Raw genomic sequence first — 16,919 nt, forward strand, 5'->3', positions numbered from 1 at the left:
GAGCCGTGTACACGGAAACGGGTACGCACGGATCTAACTGAGAGGTGCGGGAGATAATACTCCCCATCGACTCAACCAAAAACTATTAAAAAGGAGTATATTCTTATCAATCAATTAACTACACATTAAAGCAAAAACCTCTTCTGCTTATGCTTTTGTTTTAAAGTAAGTGGCTCAACTCCACTTTTACTTTTGTGCTTCTTGAGAGTATTTGACAATCAGAAGGCAATTTCTACCATCTGCACCACGTTCGTATACAACACGATCTGCCAACCGCCGCAGGAGAAACCATCCATACCCGCCTACCTGTAGAGTACCTGGGGCTGGCTCTGCGATCGCATCGGGATTGAAGGGTTTTCCATAATCCCAAATTCTAATCTCTAGTCGATCCATCCACAGATCAACGTTAATGTCAATGGTTGTTTCTGGGGGTAAAGCATGATGAGCGTGACGAACAGCGTTGGTAAAGCCTTCTGCTAATGCTAAATTGAGGCGATCAAGTTGGGTTTTTGACCAGCCAAGTTGAGCCAAATGTTGCAGACAAAATTGCTCAAACCATTCTTGCACCTGGTTTAGGAGAGTGAGTTCGCTCTTAACCTTAAGATGGTCTTGCTGCACTATAGTAAACATTAACTGTGACTTAAATATAAATAAACCTAAGTTGCTAGTTATTAAATTTTGCACTATTCGCCAAATTTTTTTGATATATAAAAATCTAAATTGAGATATTTTGTGTACCAAAATACAAAACATTAACGATTTTGGCATTTCAAGGATTGTAACTAGCAACTTATGTTAATTAAGTAAAAAATGTTTATATTTGAGAACTTGCTTTCTCCTCTGCATCTCTTGTGCCTCTGCGGTTGAAAAGTATTTGATTAAACCACTCAAAATGCAGAGAACAGAGAGAAAAGAAGAATTATGCTTAATGCCTTATTGATTGAAGACTATTAATCCCTACCCTACTACGAGTTGTTTGAGTAGCGTCTCGTAGTAGGGTGGGGACTTCCGTAATCCTTTTAAAATTAACGCCTGTAGATTTTTTTCAAAAGCACATCTGTATACACTCTTGAAACTTACAGGCGTTAAAGCACTTTGAGGAGACTAATTTAGAATAGTCCCAAGGTCAAAGATTTATCCAATGGCAAGGCAGCACCAATACCCAGCCACACGGTGACAAGAGTACCAACGAGGAAGACTGTGGTTGCAACTGGACGGCGGAAGGGGTTTTGGAACTTGTTGACGTTCTCAATAAAAGGAACGAGAATTAGCCCAACTGGTACAGAACCCATTGCTAACACTCCTAAAAGTTTGTTAGGAAGCGATCGCAAAATTTGGAATACTGGATATAAATACCACTCTGGCAAAATTTCCAATGGTGTGGCGAAAGGATTTGCTGGTTCACCGGTCATTGCGGGATCTAGGACAGCTAGAGCCACAATTGCAGCGAAAGAACCCATGATCACGATTGGAAATACATAAAGTAAGTCATTAGGCCAAGCGGGTTCACCATAGTAATTGTGACCCATGCCTTTAGCGAGTTTAGCTCTTAACTGAGGATCGCTCAGGTCAGGTTTTTTTTGTGTTGCCATTTTGAAATGTACTCTCCTGCTTAAGTTAAATTAAAGCATTTGTGAAGGCTATCAGCTACTAGGCAACCCTAGCAGGCGGGAGGTAGCGTTTTGTTTATCTACGGTCAGCCGCCTGGAGGGAATTTACAGCTTAAGGCTTCAAATACAAGTGTTTGTTTGTTGGAACTTACGTGCAATTAAATTTATTGTGTTTCATAAGTTTAAAACAAACAACTTCAATCTGAAAACTGACAAATTTTACCTTTCGCTAATAACTAAGATTACAAAGGCCCAGAAATGCCTTGCTTGCGGATCATCAAGAAGTGAAACAGCATGAAGACTGCAATCAACCAAGGCAGTACAAAGGTGTGGGCGCTGTAGTAACGAGTTAGTGTTGCTTGACCAACACTTGAACCACCACGCAGCAGGTCGGAGATCAGAACGCCAACTACGGGAATTGCTTCTGGTACACCACTAACAATTTTTACAGCCCAGTAGCCAACTTGATCCCAAGGGAGGGAATAACCGGTGACTCCAAAGGAAACTGTAATTACAGCTAGGATCACACCGCTAACCCAGGTCAACTCGCGGGGTTTTTTGAAACCACCTGTGAGATAAACCCGGAAGACGTGCAAAATCATCATCAACACCATCATGCTGGCAGACCAGCGATGGATGGAGCGAATTAGCCAACCGAAGTTGACTTCATTCATGATGTACTCCACTGAGGAGAAAGCTTCAGTGACTGTTGGCCTGTAGTAGAACGTCATGGCAAATCCAGTGGCAAACTGGATGAGAAAGCAAACCAGGGTAATTCCACCCAGGCAGTAGAAAATGTTGACGTGGGGAGGGACGTACTTACTAGTAACGTCTTCAGCGAGTGCCTGAATCTCCAGGCGTTCCTCAAACCAGTCGGAAACGTTGGCCATACAATCTCAAGTTCCTAAAAGTCGGTTGCGGTTAATAAATCCCGAAGTTCTAAATCGGCGACTAAAATTCTGATGGTTCCCAGCCTTGGCATCCTGCGGGTTCGCCCAAGGGTTTGCCGCAGACTAAGGTAACAACAGAATTGTCTAAGGACTTCTCATAAGCCGCCTCTTGTGACTTCTCTCCCAATTAGCAAATTTGGGATTTTAGTAAAAGCGAGTTTTTTCGTTTACTTGTTAGCTTTCAGCGTGCGAAGAGTCTTCAGAAACTTTACACTCTGTAAAGAAGGAATATATTGCGATCTCTTTACGCCCCTGCACACAAAATGGTGGACACAAAGTAGATTTTATCCTTTCGTGAGTGGATACAACGCATCAGTTGACTGAACAACTTGATGAGAGAAATGCACCACTTCTATAAAAAAAGTAACATAATCGAGAGATAGATTTCATCAACAACAGGGCAACTGAGCATTTCTAGGCAATTTCGGTTGAGGTGGAATTGATAATGGGGTTCATGAACAAACAAGTCTTTCAGGTTGGTTTTTCGTTATTAATGGCGTTTTGGTTGGCGTTTGGTACGCTTACACAGCCTGCGGTGGCTTTGACTGGCGAACAAAAGCTGGTTTCGGAAGTTTGGCGAATTGTTAATCGCACTTATCTAGATGAGACATTTAATCATCAGAACTGGGCGGCTGTACGGCAAAAGGTTCTAGAGAAGCCACTTCCAGACTCAAGTGCCAGTTATGCGGCAATTGGGAAGATGCTCAAGAGCCTTGATGACCCTTTTACCCGCTTTTTAGACCCGGAGCAGTACCGCAGCTTACAAGTCAATACTTCTGGGGAACTGACTGGGGTAGGATTACAAATTGTCCTGAATCCTGAGAGTGGGAAGTTGGAAGTAGTGGCTCCCATAGCGGGTTCACCAGCAGACAAAGCGGGGATTAGACCACGCGATCGCATTCTTAAAATTGAGGGCGTTCCTACAAAAAATCTTACCCTAGATGAAGCTGCAACTAAAATGCGGGGCCCTAGTGGTAGCCTTGTTACTCTCCTGATTGAACGGGACGGAGAGCCAGAAACGGAAATTAGACTAACGCGCGATCGCATCGCTCTTAACCCTGTGGTTTCCGAATTGCGTGTTTCTACTGAAGGTACGCCCATTGGCTACCTACGCCTCACTCAATTTAATGCCAACGCCTCAACGGAGTTGGCACACGCTATTTCTAGTCTAGAAAAAAAAGGCGCTGATGCCTACATTCTAGATTTACGAAATAATCCTGGAGGGTTATTGCAATCAGGAATTGAAATCGCTCGTCTGTGGTTAGATTCTGGTACTATCGTTTACACTGTGAATCGACAAGGCATTCAAGGTAGTTTTGAAGCCTTTGGCCCAGCCTTGACGAACGATCCTCTAGTAATTTTGGTGAATCAAGGAACTGCCAGTGCTAGCGAAATTCTGGCAGGCGCACTCCAAGATAACGGTCGTGCCCAGTTGGTAGGTGAAACCACCTTTGGTAAGGGTCTAATTCAATCTTTATTTGAATTATCAGATGGTTCTGGCTTGGCAGTCACAATTGCTAAGTATGAAACTCCTCAACACCGGGATATTAACAAATTAGGTATTAAGCCAAATAAAGTGATTTCCCAAGATCCAATTAACCGCGAACAGATTGGCACGGAAGCGGATTTGCAATATCAAGCAGCAGTGGAACTTTTGAAGAAAGGTTCGGTTGTGGCGGGAAAAGTTTAAAAACTTAGGAGTTAGGAGTTTCAAGAAATCTTTCTTTGCTTTGAACTTTCGTTCCGTTTCTCTGCGATTTGGAGAGGAAAGGTTTCTTGATTAAGCTAATTACGCGGTTATGGCATTTATAGCAAGGGACTGGGGACTGGGTGAAAAGTCTTTTTGTGTCTAAGTTTCATCATTTGTTGATGTCCTAACCACCAAGGTTTGTGCCATACCTCAAATTTTGAGACATATAGATTTATCGTAGGGTAGCACAGTAGTGCTACCCTACTGGCGTTAATCTAGCTTTTTACAGTTAAGACGATACCTGTGGTAGGCAGAGTCAACGTAAATGTTGTGCCTTTGCCAAGTTCCGACTCGAAGCTGATTTGACCATCGTGTTTTTCGACAATAATTTGACGAAGCGATCGCTAATCCTAAGTCTGTACCTTGACTAGAAACACTACCAACCCAGATGGTAATTTCCGCGATCGCTCACCAAACCTTAAAACCCCCCTTTCTTACCGCAAGGTATTGCCCTGATAACGTTTAATTTTGCGTAAGTCATATACCACCAGTGTGTAGTAACCTACGCCGAACGTCTCAAAGAGTTGTATTCTCTTGTTACAGATGGCTTAATTTTTGGAATGCCTTGCAAATAAAATATGTTAGATTTGTTTCTCTCTACTTACTTAATTTTTGTCAAACAAGATACATTAAATGGTAGTTTAGTCGCAAAGGAACCAAAAAGTATGGCCATTAGTAGCCCTGAAGTCATCCGTCATATCTTAATCGGGTTAGGATATTTAGCCCCTGAGATCGATCCAAAGCCGGATATGACTAAATTCGCTCCCTGGAAGCGAAATAACAACTCATTGACAGACGATCCTACTGAAGAAGCGATTAAAAAGTTTCAGAAACAGTACTCACAAAAACTTGCGGTAAATGGTAACGCTGATGCCGAAACTCGAGCTTTAATGGAAGAGACAGTCAAAGGACTTCAGAATAGATTAAAGTTTCACGGTTTCGCAACCACTGCCGAAATTCCAAAAGACTTGCCTTTTTATGGGCCAGCCACTTATACCGCAGTCAAGAAATTTCAGAAATCTCAGGGTTTAACTGAAAACGGGATTGCCACTATTGAACAGCGTCAAATTTTACAGCAACCTAGCCTAAAAGATAAGCCGCCGCAGCCGCCACAAGCACAACTCAAGTTGATAGATTTGTGCTTCCAATTTAAAAAGAATCCTCAAAATCCTTCTTATATTGCAGCGTTAAATAACTTACAACAAAACCTACCCAAGGACGTTTTACACAAAGTTACTAACAAATGGAGAGGGACAAACGATCAAAATCCTGAGATTGTTAAGCTGACAAATTTGTTCACTTATTATGATGACAACAATCAAAATCATCGTGATGCCCTAAATCACTTACAAAGTCAGATTACCCCAGCCATCTCTCAAGCATTTTTAAGCCTCTGGAATAAGAAGTAAACAAATACAGGGTTTTTCAGGTAAATGAATTACACAGGTAGAGGGGTACAGTCAACTTAGTTTTAAGGGTACGGATAACACGGTCAGTTTCTACTGTAGCAACGGTGACTGTCATCGCTGCGTTAACTGTTTTATCCGCTACCACGCTTTGTTGACGGGATGGAAAACGACTTAATACACCCATTTCACCAATAGCGACCAGTACCCAAGAATAATGACTTCAACCATACCCTGGTTGTTTTTTGATCTGAATTTGCTTAAAAAGCTAGCATCTTTAGACGTGACAGATTCTTCCACCTCGACTTCTGAAACACTTTCATCGCTCACAGTTCTACCTACACTTTCTTTTTATACATACCAATTTTGGTATTTTCTTAAGAAAACTTGAAATTTATTTACTTCCTATTAACTATGGCGCATTTCATAGATGAGGTTATTGCTGGATAAAAGTATATAATAAAACTTTTTTGCTCAGTGTAATTACTAAGGATATATACTTAATAATTTGATATAGATATTAGGATACAAAAATTATCCCACCTCATCTAGCTACTCTAGGTCACACACTATAGGCATTTAGATCACCGCCAACCGATACTTAAATATGAAAGACTGATAAAACTAATCTAGATTTATTTAATTAAAACTTCAACAGCAGATGTACTTTCTTAGACCAAAAAACTGTTTTGTTTACGCAACCAATAATTCCTCTAAAGCCTTAGTGTTCTTAGAAAGCCATGTATCCAAGCATAGGTAAAGCTAGCGCTCACAGTTACACGTGAGTTACAAAGGAGCAAACTCCATAATTCCAGCCAGGTGGCCCTGATGATGGAATTTTGAAATCAATGCAAAACAATAAATAATTGGTATTTACCAGAGTAAGCAGATATGTTTAATGCAACTGAAATTTTAATTGATGCCTTTGTAGATGAAATACGAGAAGGCTACCGTCGCACTTATGGCTGTTTCAAAAATGATTATCAAGACATTATCGCCTGGGCTGGTAACATGGCTTTGGAAAACATTGCCAATAGTGATGCCCTCTATCACAATGTTGAACACACTGTTCTTGTTACCCTTGTGGGGCAAGAAATCTTACGTGGCAAACACATCAGAGAAGGTGGTGTTTCCAGTGAAGACTGGTTGCATTGTATCATTTCCTTGGTCAGCCATGATATTGGCTACGTTAAGGGAGTTTGCCGACAAGATCAAGAAGGAGCAGGTTTATATTCCACAGGTAAAAATGGCAGAATGGTTTCTGTAGCTCCTGGCGCTTCTGATGCTAGTCTCACGCCGTATCATGTTGATAGAGCCAAGCTTTTTATTGATGAACGTTTTGGAGGTCACAAGTTAATAGATGCTGAGGCAATAAAGAGCAATATTGAATTGACTCGGTTTCCCGTACCTGCGGCAGAAGATCATCAAGATACAAAGTGCTTTGCTGGGTTAGTTCGGGCAGCTGATTTGATTGGTCAACTAAGCGACCCGCGTTATCTGAAGAAAATTACTTCATTATTTTACGAGTTTGAAGAAACTGGTGTAAACAAAGTTTTGGGATATAAAACCCCTGCCGATTTACGGAATAACTACGCTAAGTTTTACTGGAATGGTGTCTATCCATATATCCAAGAGGGATTGCATTACCTATCATTGACACAACAGGGCAAACAAATTCTGGCTAATCTTTACTCAAACGTATTTGTTGTAGAACACGAAAAACAACAGCAAGAACAGCAGCGTTATTTAGAGAAATTAGCGGTGGGAAATTGAGACTTGGGAGACGCGATTAATCGCGTCTGTACAAAAGGTAGGAGTAGAGACGCGATTAATCGCGTCTGTTGAAAATTATTAATCATGAGTTATGAATTAAGATAAAACTTTAAGAACTCATAACTCATAACTTATAACTCCTAACTACTATGGATTGGTGGCGACGACTAAAGAAAAATCCTTTAGCACAATTTGGGGCAATTTTGCTGTTAATTTTTTACATAGCAGTAATTGCAGCAGATTTTGTGGCTCCTTATGACCCTTACGCCTCACAGGCCAATGGTTCACTGCTGCCGCCAACTCAGATACACTGGGTTTCTCAGTCAGGGCAGTTTATCGGGCCCCATGTGTATCCCACGACTCAGGGAGACACAAATTTAGAAACAGGCGATCGCAAACTCATTGTAGACTTCAAAAAGCCATCACCTTTGCGTCTATTTGTCTCTGGCCCAGAATACCGATTGTTGCAAATGAGTTTGCCACTACCTCCTCAGTGGGATGAAGTCACAATCTTTCCTGGTATTCCTTTAAATTGGCATTTATTTGGCACAACAACTGGCGCAAAAATTAACATCTTGGGCACTGATGACCAAGGCCGCGACCAATTCAGTCGCCTTCTACATGGCGGTCGTATCAGTATGTTTATCGGAATTTTTGGTATCATCATTACCTATCCCCTGGGTTTGCTCATCGGTGGAATTTCCGGCTATTTCGGAGGTGTAACTGATAGCGTCATTATGCGTTTAGCAGAAGTGCTAATGACTTTCCCTAGCATTTATCTTTTGGTGACTTTAGGGGCAGTCTTACCAGCTGGTTTAAGCAGTACCCAGCGTTTTTTACTAATTGTAGTGATTACTTCGGTTATTAGCTGGGCTGGTTTAGCACGGGTCATTCGCGGACAGGTACTATCAATTAAAGAGCGCGAATTTGTCCAAGCAGCACGCGCGATGGGCGGAAATCCACTTTATATCATTCTTCGCCACGTTTTGCCGCAAACGGCTAGTTATGTAGTTATCTCTGCTACTCTTGCAATTCCCAGCTTTATTGGTGCAGAGGCGATATTGAGTCTTATTGGCTTAGGAATTCAACAACCCGATCCCTCTTGGGGAAATATGCTTTCTCTGGCTAGCAATGCCTCAATTTTGGTACTGCAACCTTGGTTAATCTGGCCGCCGGCTGTGCTGATTATCCTCACAGTGTTAGCATTCAACTTACTTGGTGATGGGCTAAGAGATGCCCTTGACCCGCGCAGTCTCAGAAGATAAGGCTTATTTCTACATCACATTAAAAAGCACAAAACCTGGTCGAGGTTGACCAGGTTTTATCGAGTTTACAAGTTTCAAATTGTTAAACTAAATTAAGTAATTGAAAGTTAATAACTAGGGTTGACTTAAAACTAACAAATTCAGCATTCTTGCGTTTTTCCGTTTTGGGATTTGGCTTTGCCTTTTCTATTAGGCTTTTACCACTGATATAACTTAATATGCTGAAATTTGCTTGGGTTGATGACAGGGGACACTAAGCCATTTACCCTCTTTGTTTGGTTTGATTTTATTTGGTGTCCTAGTATTTAAGTTATCACTTAGATTTATGAGTTGCAATCCTTGGTTTACTAAAATTGACGTTTTGTTAGGTTTTGCAATATAGAGCTAGAGATTTGATCCCCAACTATCTTTTTAAGAGAGTTAAGGGGATCTTTCAGAGTTCAACATGGCTAACCAAGTTGCATTGTCATCATTCCCACATAATTTGACTGTTATCGAGATGGTCGGTAACAATACGTCCTATAGCATCAATTTCTGCTAATTCGCCGGCAGAAAGCTTAATTTGAGCAGCTAATGCGTTATCTAGTGCTTGTTCGGGATAACGCGCCCCAGCGATCGCATTTGTTTGGGGTTGGGCAATTAACCAGGCCAAAGCTAATTGGGCAAGAGTACAATTATGAACAAGGGCTATCGGACGCAATTTTTCTAGTGCTTCTTGAGCATGTTCAAAGTTTTCGCCTTGAAACAGTTTATTTCTAGCACGGTTATCTGCTGGGTCAAATTTATGACCAAGACCAAATTTTCCTGTTAACAATCCCTGTGCTAAAGGCGAATAAGCAAGGATAGAAATGTTGTTTTCAATACAATAGGGCAATGCATCTTGTTCTACCTGCCTCCAGAATAAAGAATAGGGTGGTTGTAAACTATCAATACGTCCATAAGTTGCTGCTTCTGATAACTGGGCGTGGGAAAAATTGGAAACGCCAATGGCGCGAATTTTACCTTGCTCTTTGAGCAGGTTTAGAGCGCTCATCGTTTCCTCGATAGGTACAATTTCACTATTGAAAGCACCGGAGGGCCAATGTATTTGGTAAAGATCGATGTAATCAGTTTTCAGATTTGTTAAGGAGCGATCGCAAGCTTCAATGACTTGTTGATACTTTAGATGGTTGGCAAAAACTTTTGTGGCATACTCCACGTGAGGGCGTACATCAGATAAAGCTTCAGCAACAATTCGCTCAGAGTGTCCTTCACCATACACTTCAGCAGTATCAATTGTAGTGATACCAGCTTCATAAGCGGCTCGGATGGTTTTAATCGAGTCAGCATCCTCAATCCCTACCCACATTCTTTTACCAGCTTGCCAAGTTCCCATTAGGATGGGTGTAATTTGCACATCAGAAGTACCTAGCGATCGCTTTTCCATAACTGCTTCCTAATTCATTTCCCTGGATAGTTTCGCACTTTATCGGTCTTAGCTTGAAATAAAATCAGAGTTACACTAGATGCTCATGGAATTGACTACAACCTTTCATGCCCTCAAAGAATGGGCAGTCGCCGTAAATGCCTTGGAAAGCGGAAAAACAATTATGTTGCTCCGCAAAGGTGGTATCCATGAACGAAATGGACATTTCCAAGTTGCCCACAAGGAAATTTTGCTTTATCCTACTTATGAACATCAACAAGCTTTCATGCTGAAAGCTGAGTATGCGAATAGTGTCTATCCAGTAACATCCGGTTGGCATCCTGAAACAGTTCGCATTGGTAGTTGGGCTGAAATTACCGATATTTTGCCAGTTAGTGACGAATTTCTTGTCAACACCTTGCTTCCCTTCCATATTTGGAAGGATAATTTTATTAGCGATCGCCTCAAATGGAAATCACGCCAGCCTCTTTATATTCTCCTTCTGCGGACATATAAACTACACCAAGAGCGAGAAATTCCTTATGATCCTAAATACGGCGGTTGCAAGTCATGGATTGATTTAGATCAACCAATTCACTTGCAAGGTTCAACACCAGTTTTGTCTGACTTTGCATATAGTCAATTAGTAGAGAAAATTCGCAGCATTGTCGGCGACAAAATGGATAGGAAGATTGATATGCTCAATCACAACCCTATCTTTGGCTAAATCTTGTTTATATTGTTGTCAACTTCATTCTACGCAGTAAAAGCAATTCATGAATTGCCCTTACTGCGTAATTTTTGATTTTAATACATTGACAAATAATTAATTAAAATTCCTGATTATGTTCATTAATTTGTACTGTCATTCCATTTATTTCTGAAGCTAGTCTTAATTTCTTATTTCTTCTTAGCGTTCTTGGCGTTCTTGGCGGTTCGTTATTTATTTCTTCCACTATAGGCGCATCTTCATACAGAATTGGCATCAGATGATAAAATTACTGAACCATTAACTAGATAACAGAGGCTATATTCAGTATTCAATAATATGGATGCGTCTACTGTTGATTATGAATCAGCCTTCTACAAAATCTTGGCAAGAAGTCCGCGCAACTTTTCAGAAAATTTGGGGTTATGAAGATTTCCGTCCGCCACAGGGAGAAATTGTCAGCAGTTTATTAGCACAAAAAGATGCACTAATTATTATGCCCACAGGTGGCGGAAAGTCGATTTGTTTTCAACTTCCCGCGCTCCTACAAACCGGATTAACTTTGGTAGTTTCGCCGTTGGTGGCGCTAATGGAAAATCAAGTACAGGAACTACGAGAAAGCAACCAAAAAGCTGCACTTTTGCATAGTGAATTATCTTCATCTCAACGCCGTGCAACTCTGCAAGCTTTAGAACTTCAAAAGTTAAGATTACTTTATTTATCGCCAGAAACTTTGCTAAGTCCGCCAGTGTGGGAAAGATTATGTCAACCACAATTGCAAATTAATGGCTTAATTTTGGATGAAGCCCATTGTTTAGTACAGTGGGGTGATACTTTTCGTCCAGCTTATCGCAGATTAGGGGCGGTGCGTCCGGCATTGCTAAAATCAAAACCACCAGGAACAAAAATCAGCATCGCCGCTTTTACTGCGACTGCCGATCCCTTAGCCCAAAAGATTATTCAAACAGTTTTACAATTACAGCAACCAGAGATTTTTCGTTTGAATCCTTACCGTTCTAATTTGCATCCTAGCATTCGCATCGCTTGGACACCACGAGGTAGGAAACAACAATTATTAAAATTTATTCAAAATAGACCACAACAATCGGGATTAGTTTATGTTCGGACTCGGCGCGATAGTGAAGATTTAGCTGAATGGTTAGCAGATATGGGTTATGCCACGGCTAGTTATCATGCCGGATTGGGTGCAACAGAACGCCGTGCAGTAGAAGCAAGCTGGTTAGGTGGTGAAATTCCCTTTGTGGTGTGTACCTGTGCATTTGGGATGGGGATTAATAAAAGTAATGTCCGGTGGGTTGCCCATTTTCATGCGCCACATCTGCTATCGGAATATGTGCAAGAAATAGGCCGGGCTGGAAGGGATGGGAAACCGGCAGAAGCGTTAACTTTGGTGAGTGAACCTACGGGTTGGTTAGATTCAGAGGATAAACAAAGACAGCAGTTTTTTCATGAGAAAATGCGATCGCAGCAACAAATAGCGCAACAACTTGTGAAAAAATTACCGAAACAGGGAGAAGTGAATGCAGTAACCCGGCAATTTCCTGAAGGTGCTACGGCACTGGCTTTACTTCACAGCAATGGACAGTTAAATTGGCTCGATCCTTTCCATTACACTATTACTCAAAAAGCCGGAAATCAGCTACCGACGCAGTTACATGCTGCAAAACAAATGCATCAATACTTAACTACAAAGCAGTGTCGTTGGCAATTTTTGTTAAATGCTTTTGGTTTTGACAAGGAAGCTGCTAACTGGGGTTGCGGACATTGCGATAATTGCCGTTAGTAAAGTTATTTTCAGTGTGCCTCAATACGCTTGGGTTAAGGCTTAACGTTTTGTCAAAGTAAATTTTTTTTACGAACCACAGAGACGCAGAGAACACAGAGAGAAGAGAGAAATGCTTAACTGAACTGTATTGCCTTATTGCCATGATTGAAATTCATCAATGGCGCTACGAATTAAGGTAGTTATTTGAGTGCGACGGGTTTCAAAGTTGGCGGCGATGTAAATCAAGAGGATGCCAACTAGTAAGCCAACAATCCATTTTAAAAAGGAATACTGCAAACTAAAAATTACCGATTGATAGATTGTAGTGATTAAGAAAGTGGCTGTACCAATGTAGAGAAAAGCCCGTATTCGTAAAGCTAATCCGGCAAAAATGGCGATGAGGCTGAAAATTCCAGGTATCCAGGCTGTATTTTGATTAAATAAAATTGCCCACCCACAAATTAAACCACTACCTAGCAATCTCAAAATATGGCGAGGTGCTTTGTATTCTGGTAGCTTCAGTTGGGTATCGACTTGAGCAATATAAAGTAGTGACAATCCAATTGGTGTTACATACCATAAAAAATCAGTCAGGCGTAAGGAATCAAACCAACGGTAAAGTGCCCAATCAATTAACGCCACACTAATATAGGTAAAACGGATGTTTTCACCTATCTTTGCTAGGAAGATGTAAAATCCAGCTGCGAGTACTAAGGTAATGGGGTAAGTTTGCAGTCTGGTTTCCCATAAAATTATCAGTGGAATAATGTAGGCGGCTTGTTGCCAAGGTTTTTTAGACCAACCCCAACTTTCCCAAGGTAGGATGTATAGAAAATAGGCTACCACACAAGCGATCGCACCGTTCCAAGGAAGTAACGGCCCAGCCCAAAATTTTCCCACTGCTGTCTCGCGCCAATAGATCCTCATGCCGGCTACCTCTAATAAGCCAAGGTAAACCCACATCTCGCCGATTGTGATTCCTCCCAAAATACTGGGTGAAGTGCGCGAATTTCTTCCCTGAAAGATGGCATAGCGAATCAAAAATACCCCTGTTGCTAATCCCACCAAACGGTTAACTGCAATGGGAAGAGGAATGGCAGCCATTAATAAGCAGCTACTCCAAGCCCAATGGATATGGGCAATTCCTCTAAGTTCTTGGGGAGTTAGATGTAAGTAGCTGACTAGCCTTGGCGACAATATTCGGTAAGCATACATGATACTAGCACCAAGGGCAGACATGGCAATCAATCCATCACCTAATGCTCCTCCTGAAGCTTGTGACATTTGATAGAACAAAAGTTCATAAGCAGAAATTGATACGCCAATTATTCCTAAGTACAGCAAGGGCTTAAAGTTCTCACGCCGTCGCCCCACACCAATGATTATTAAAGCTACACCCAAGGAATACAAACCAGTCCATTCGGTGAAGGTGTTCAAACGCAAGAATACGCTAAATGCACCATAAATTAAGGGCAAAATGTGGAAACTGCTAGGAAGCTTTTCTAATTGGTATCTTCGTCGCCACCACTCTCCGAAAAGTTGAGCGATTAAACCTAAAGCGATATTTGCGATCGCAATTTTAACAGTTGAGTGTTCTCCAAATCCCAACACTTGGGCAGTCAACAATTCCAATGACCAACCGATGCCATAAAACGCCCAATTTGTCGGTTGCCGCCAACTGCGATAAACAATAGCTACCAAGGTGATTGCAGTGGCAGCTATGTACAAAAATCCCGAAGTGAGAAACCCTGAGTAAATCAGTATTGAGTGCAGCGTCAAAATAAACAACTCAAAACCACACAATGCGATCGCCCATTTATCACTGGCGGCTGCATAAATAAGGGCTAATTCGTTACCGCGTCGGTTCCAAATTGTCCGCGCTAACCATAGACTTAAAGTTGCGATCGCGCCTACGACAAACCAACCTGCTGGTATGAGGCGAGGTAAACCAGGTACACCCATCCACAGCAGCGCCGCGATGAAACTCAGAGCAAATCCTTCTGTAATTACCGCAGATATTTGGTTTCGTAAATAGCGCGTATTTACAAACATTAGCCCCGTACCTACCGCTAAACCAATTAATCTGGTTGCTGGTAAGTGTAAAGTAAGTAACTGGGCAACTCCCACAGCCAAAATACTCAAGTAACGGGTAGTAGTGCGACGTTCTGTAATTGTACAATTTGCCACACCAGTGAGAGCTATAGGCGTAACTAGCCATAAGGTTCCCCAATAAGCTCTGCTATCAACGACACCATACCAAGATGATTCTGTATTCATCCACAAGAGTAAAAAACTAACGGCGGCTAGTACTAAACCAATATCCCATGCGCTACTTCTCCATAGTCCTTCTTTGACGCTAAATCGCCATTCTGCAACCATCAGCGCTAATAATATACTTGCCCAGACTTGGTAAGTTAAGGTTGGTGCCAGCCAATTAATGGTAGAGCAAAATGCCAACACTCCCATGATGTGAGTTAGATATACCAGGGGAAGGGATGAGGGGGAACGGCGTTGAGTGACGAATGCCAGAGTGATGGTAGAAAATAGCAGATTTAGCGATCGCAATACCGGATTTACAATAGCGATCGTTGTTAAAAAAGCTCCAAGTAAAAGGGTGAGCAGTTCGCCAAATTTGGCTAATTCTCGCTTTTGGCTGCGGTGTAGGCTATCTGTAAGCGCCACCATCAAAATTATGTAGGGAAATAAAGCTATACCTAGCAATGCCCAAGGTTGATTTTGAGAATTTGTGAGTTGGGTGCTAATTGCGATCGCTAATTTCTGTAAACTATCAGGTACTAATCGCCAACCTAGCCAAATCGTCTGTAAGCCAATAACGAAAACCGCAGCAAAATCTAGCTTTAAACTATACCTCTGCAAACGATTTCCCACAAACCACAAACCCAAACCACTGACAGCTATTGCTTGCCAAGGATAATTTACTACTGAAACCAGCCAACCCAAGAAGAGGAGAATACCACCAAGCTTTTCCCAGAGGAAGAGAGATGAAGGAAATGCAATAGATGAGGGAAATATTACAGTTACTTCCTCCCCTGCCCCCTGCCCCCTGCCCCCTGCTCCCTGCCCTGCTCCCTGCCCCCTGCCCCCTGCCCTCTCTTGTGCTAACCAAGTCACTAGCCAACCACAAATACCAATCGCTAACCCCAATTGCGTAACATCTACCCTAGCAACAAAAATCGCCCGCACTAGCAGCACTATTAAAGCATAAATAATCACAGCAGCAGGTAAGCTAATACTTAACCGACTGCCATCGCTTCTATCTTCCTCAGTTGCAGTGCGAGGCTGTTGGTAATTGTGATAAACGGTAATGATGGTTGTGCCAATCATTGCTACATAAACGGCAATCAAGGGGAATCCTTTTAATTGCCAACCCCAATGCAGATAACTTAGCCCGAGAATATTGGCTAAAGGTAATTTTCCGGTACGTAAATTAGGAAAAATAGTCCGATTTTTGAAGAGTAAAATAGTTATAGCAGTGAGGGTAGGCCAGGCGATCGCAACTACAATCAAATCCAGAGGATTTTGCCACAACCCAAAGCTATCCATTGCCCAAAAGTTGACTGGAATTAACAAAAGAGTCGCAATCAGCAAAGTTTGAGCCGTCAATCTAAGGTTGTTCTGCCTAGTCGCCCAAAAGCTTAACCCCCAAAAACTTAAAGTATAAGCAAATAAAACTCCATACTGAAGAGAAGCAGGAAACTTTTCCCACTGACTCGCAGCTAGTACCCCAGAGGATACGACTACCAAAAATACCCCTAGAAAAAGCAGCCAGCGTACACTTAGTTCTGCGCCCAAAGACTGCAACATTGTACTGACAAAATTGGGTTTGGCTGTTTTTGGTTGCAGTTGTCTACGACGACGAGATTGGGAAGCGGCTACGGGTAACTCTTCGGGTTCATCAGTTAAAAAAGTTACCTTTTTTTTCGTTTCTGGCTGGGATTGCAACGCTACCGTACACACCAGAAACTCTCGGCATATCTCCTTAACTTGAGTATCGGATATCAAACCTAAACGCAACCATATATCTAGTCCTTCTAGCAACTGAGGATGTGAGGATGGTAGTCTAATTTCAAATTTTAGCGGGCGCTCAAGGGGCGATGACATAAGCGGCAGCAGTATCAGTATATACTTTAAGTAAATTTCAATTAAAGTATATTTTGGCTCTAATTATGCCACTTCTTAAACTAGTTGATGTTAATTTTTAAGTTCCTACGAAGTAAGAATTCCAACTGCTAAATACGAATTAT

14 protein-coding genes are annotated in these 16,919 nt (G+C 41.8%); 6 read left to right on the plus strand and 8 right to left on the minus strand.

Annotation, left to right across the window (positions count from 1 at the left end; all coding sequences use genetic code 11):
• Positions 1 to 186: 186 nt before the first annotated feature.
• The 4 genes from RMZ41_RS05780 to RMZ41_RS05795 form a co-directional block, all read right to left on the minus strand.
• Complete coding sequence (locus tag RMZ41_RS05780) at positions 187 to 630, minus strand: anti-sigma regulatory factor (protein WP_322643225.1); 444 nt, start codon at positions 628 to 630, stop codon at positions 187 to 189.
• Positions 631 to 1,109: 479 nt separating this feature from the next.
• Positions 1,110 to 1,592: a cytochrome b6-f complex subunit IV gene (petD, locus tag RMZ41_RS05785; protein ID WP_012407122.1), complete on the minus strand. Its 483-nt coding sequence runs from the start codon at positions 1,590 to 1,592 to the stop codon at positions 1,110 to 1,112.
• Between the two features lie 260 nt (positions 1,593 to 1,852).
• Positions 1,853 to 2,500 carry a cytochrome b6 gene (gene petB / locus RMZ41_RS05790; protein WP_322643226.1) on the minus strand — a complete coding sequence of 216 codons (648 nt, stop codon included), beginning with the start codon at positions 2,498 to 2,500 and terminating at the stop codon, positions 1,853 to 1,855.
• A gap of 61 nt (positions 2,501 to 2,561) precedes the next feature.
• Positions 2,562 to 2,687, minus strand: coding sequence for a hypothetical protein (locus RMZ41_RS05795; protein ID WP_322643227.1), 126 nt, complete (start codon positions 2,685 to 2,687; stop codon positions 2,562 to 2,564).
• 318 nt (positions 2,688 to 3,005) lie between these two features.
• Here RMZ41_RS05795 and ctpA point away from each other — a divergent pair, with 318 nt between their 5' ends.
• Positions 3,006 to 4,250, plus strand: coding sequence for a carboxyl-terminal processing protease CtpA (ctpA, locus tag RMZ41_RS05800; RefSeq protein WP_322643228.1), 1,245 nt, complete (start codon positions 3,006 to 3,008; stop codon positions 4,248 to 4,250).
• Positions 4,251 to 4,525: 275 nt separating this feature from the next.
• Here ctpA and RMZ41_RS05805 read toward each other — a convergent pair whose 3' ends face one another.
• Entirely contained in the window at positions 4,526 to 4,639 is a 114-nt protein-coding gene (locus tag RMZ41_RS05805; protein WP_409874855.1) for a hypothetical protein, read from the minus strand.
• 249 nt (positions 4,640 to 4,888) lie between these two features.
• On the opposite strand from RMZ41_RS05805, the gene RMZ41_RS05810 reads away from it, so the two are divergent.
• Positions 4,889 to 5,719, plus strand: coding sequence for a peptidoglycan-binding domain-containing protein (locus RMZ41_RS05810; RefSeq protein ID WP_322643229.1), 831 nt, complete (start codon positions 4,889 to 4,891; stop codon positions 5,717 to 5,719).
• A gap of 16 nt (positions 5,720 to 5,735) precedes the next feature.
• Here RMZ41_RS05810 and RMZ41_RS05815 read toward each other — a convergent pair whose 3' ends face one another.
• Complete coding sequence (locus tag RMZ41_RS05815) at positions 5,736 to 5,903, minus strand: hypothetical protein (RefSeq protein ID WP_322643230.1); 168 nt, start codon at positions 5,901 to 5,903, stop codon at positions 5,736 to 5,738.
• Between the two features lie 704 nt (positions 5,904 to 6,607).
• Here RMZ41_RS05815 and RMZ41_RS05820 point away from each other — a divergent pair.
• A complete protein-coding gene (locus RMZ41_RS05820; RefSeq protein WP_322643231.1) occupies positions 6,608 to 7,489 on the plus strand; it encodes an Npun_R2479 family HD domain-containing metalloprotein in 882 nt (293 codons plus the stop codon).
• Between the two features lie 149 nt (positions 7,490 to 7,638).
• Complete coding sequence (locus RMZ41_RS05825) at positions 7,639 to 8,754, plus strand: ABC transporter permease (protein WP_322643232.1); 1,116 nt, start codon at positions 7,639 to 7,641, stop codon at positions 8,752 to 8,754.
• Between the two features lie 469 nt (positions 8,755 to 9,223).
• Here RMZ41_RS05825 and RMZ41_RS05830 read toward each other — a convergent pair whose 3' ends face one another.
• Positions 9,224 to 10,180: an aldo/keto reductase gene (locus RMZ41_RS05830; protein WP_322643233.1), complete on the minus strand. Its 957-nt coding sequence runs from the start codon at positions 10,178 to 10,180 to the stop codon at positions 9,224 to 9,226.
• 79 nt (positions 10,181 to 10,259) lie between these two features.
• On the opposite strand from RMZ41_RS05830, the gene RMZ41_RS05835 reads away from it, so the two are divergent.
• Complete coding sequence (locus RMZ41_RS05835; protein ID WP_322643234.1) at positions 10,260 to 10,886, plus strand: DUF1802 family protein; 627 nt, start codon at positions 10,260 to 10,262, stop codon at positions 10,884 to 10,886.
• A gap of 343 nt (positions 10,887 to 11,229) precedes the next feature.
• Positions 11,230 to 12,672, plus strand: coding sequence for an ATP-dependent DNA helicase RecQ (locus RMZ41_RS05840; protein WP_322643235.1), 1,443 nt, complete (start codon positions 11,230 to 11,232; stop codon positions 12,670 to 12,672).
• A gap of 135 nt (positions 12,673 to 12,807) precedes the next feature.
• Here RMZ41_RS05840 and RMZ41_RS05845 read toward each other — a convergent pair whose 3' ends face one another.
• Complete coding sequence (locus tag RMZ41_RS05845) at positions 12,808 to 16,776, minus strand: DUF2157 domain-containing protein (RefSeq protein ID WP_322643236.1); 3,969 nt, start codon at positions 16,774 to 16,776, stop codon at positions 12,808 to 12,810.
• Positions 16,777 to 16,919 lie beyond the last annotated feature (143 nt).

Source organism: Nostoc sp. DedVER02, assembly GCF_034530675.2.
GTDB lineage: Bacteria > Cyanobacteriota > Cyanobacteriia > Cyanobacteriales > Nostocaceae > Nostoc.

Coding starts and splice junctions, on each gene's coding strand:
- RMZ41_RS05780 (WP_322643225.1), bottom strand. CDS start 630: ATGTTTACTATAGTGCAGCAAGACCATCTTAAGGTTAAGAGCGAACTC.
- petD (WP_012407122.1), bottom strand. CDS start 1,592: ATGGCAACACAAAAAAAACCTGACCTGAGCGATCCTCAGTTAAGAGCT.
- petB (WP_322643226.1), bottom strand. CDS start 2,500: ATGGCCAACGTTTCCGACTGGTTTGAGGAACGCCTGGAGATTCAGGCA.
- ctpA (WP_322643228.1), top strand. CDS start 3,006: ATGGGGTTCATGAACAAACAAGTCTTTCAGGTTGGTTTTTCGTTATTA.
- RMZ41_RS05810 (WP_322643229.1), top strand. CDS start 4,889: ATGTTAGATTTGTTTCTCTCTACTTACTTAATTTTTGTCAAACAAGAT.
- RMZ41_RS05815 (WP_322643230.1), bottom strand. CDS start 5,903: ATGGGTGTATTAAGTCGTTTTCCATCCCGTCAACAAAGCGTGGTAGCG.
- RMZ41_RS05820 (WP_322643231.1), top strand. CDS start 6,608: ATGTTTAATGCAACTGAAATTTTAATTGATGCCTTTGTAGATGAAATA.
- RMZ41_RS05825 (WP_322643232.1), top strand. CDS start 7,639: ATGGATTGGTGGCGACGACTAAAGAAAAATCCTTTAGCACAATTTGGG.
- RMZ41_RS05830 (WP_322643233.1), bottom strand. CDS start 10,180: ATGGAAAAGCGATCGCTAGGTACTTCTGATGTGCAAATTACACCCATC.
- RMZ41_RS05835 (WP_322643234.1), top strand. CDS start 10,260: ATGCTCATGGAATTGACTACAACCTTTCATGCCCTCAAAGAATGGGCA.
- RMZ41_RS05840 (WP_322643235.1), top strand. CDS start 11,230: ATGAATCAGCCTTCTACAAAATCTTGGCAAGAAGTCCGCGCAACTTTT.
- RMZ41_RS05845 (WP_322643236.1), bottom strand. CDS start 16,776: ATGTCATCGCCCCTTGAGCGCCCGCTAAAATTTGAAATTAGACTACCA.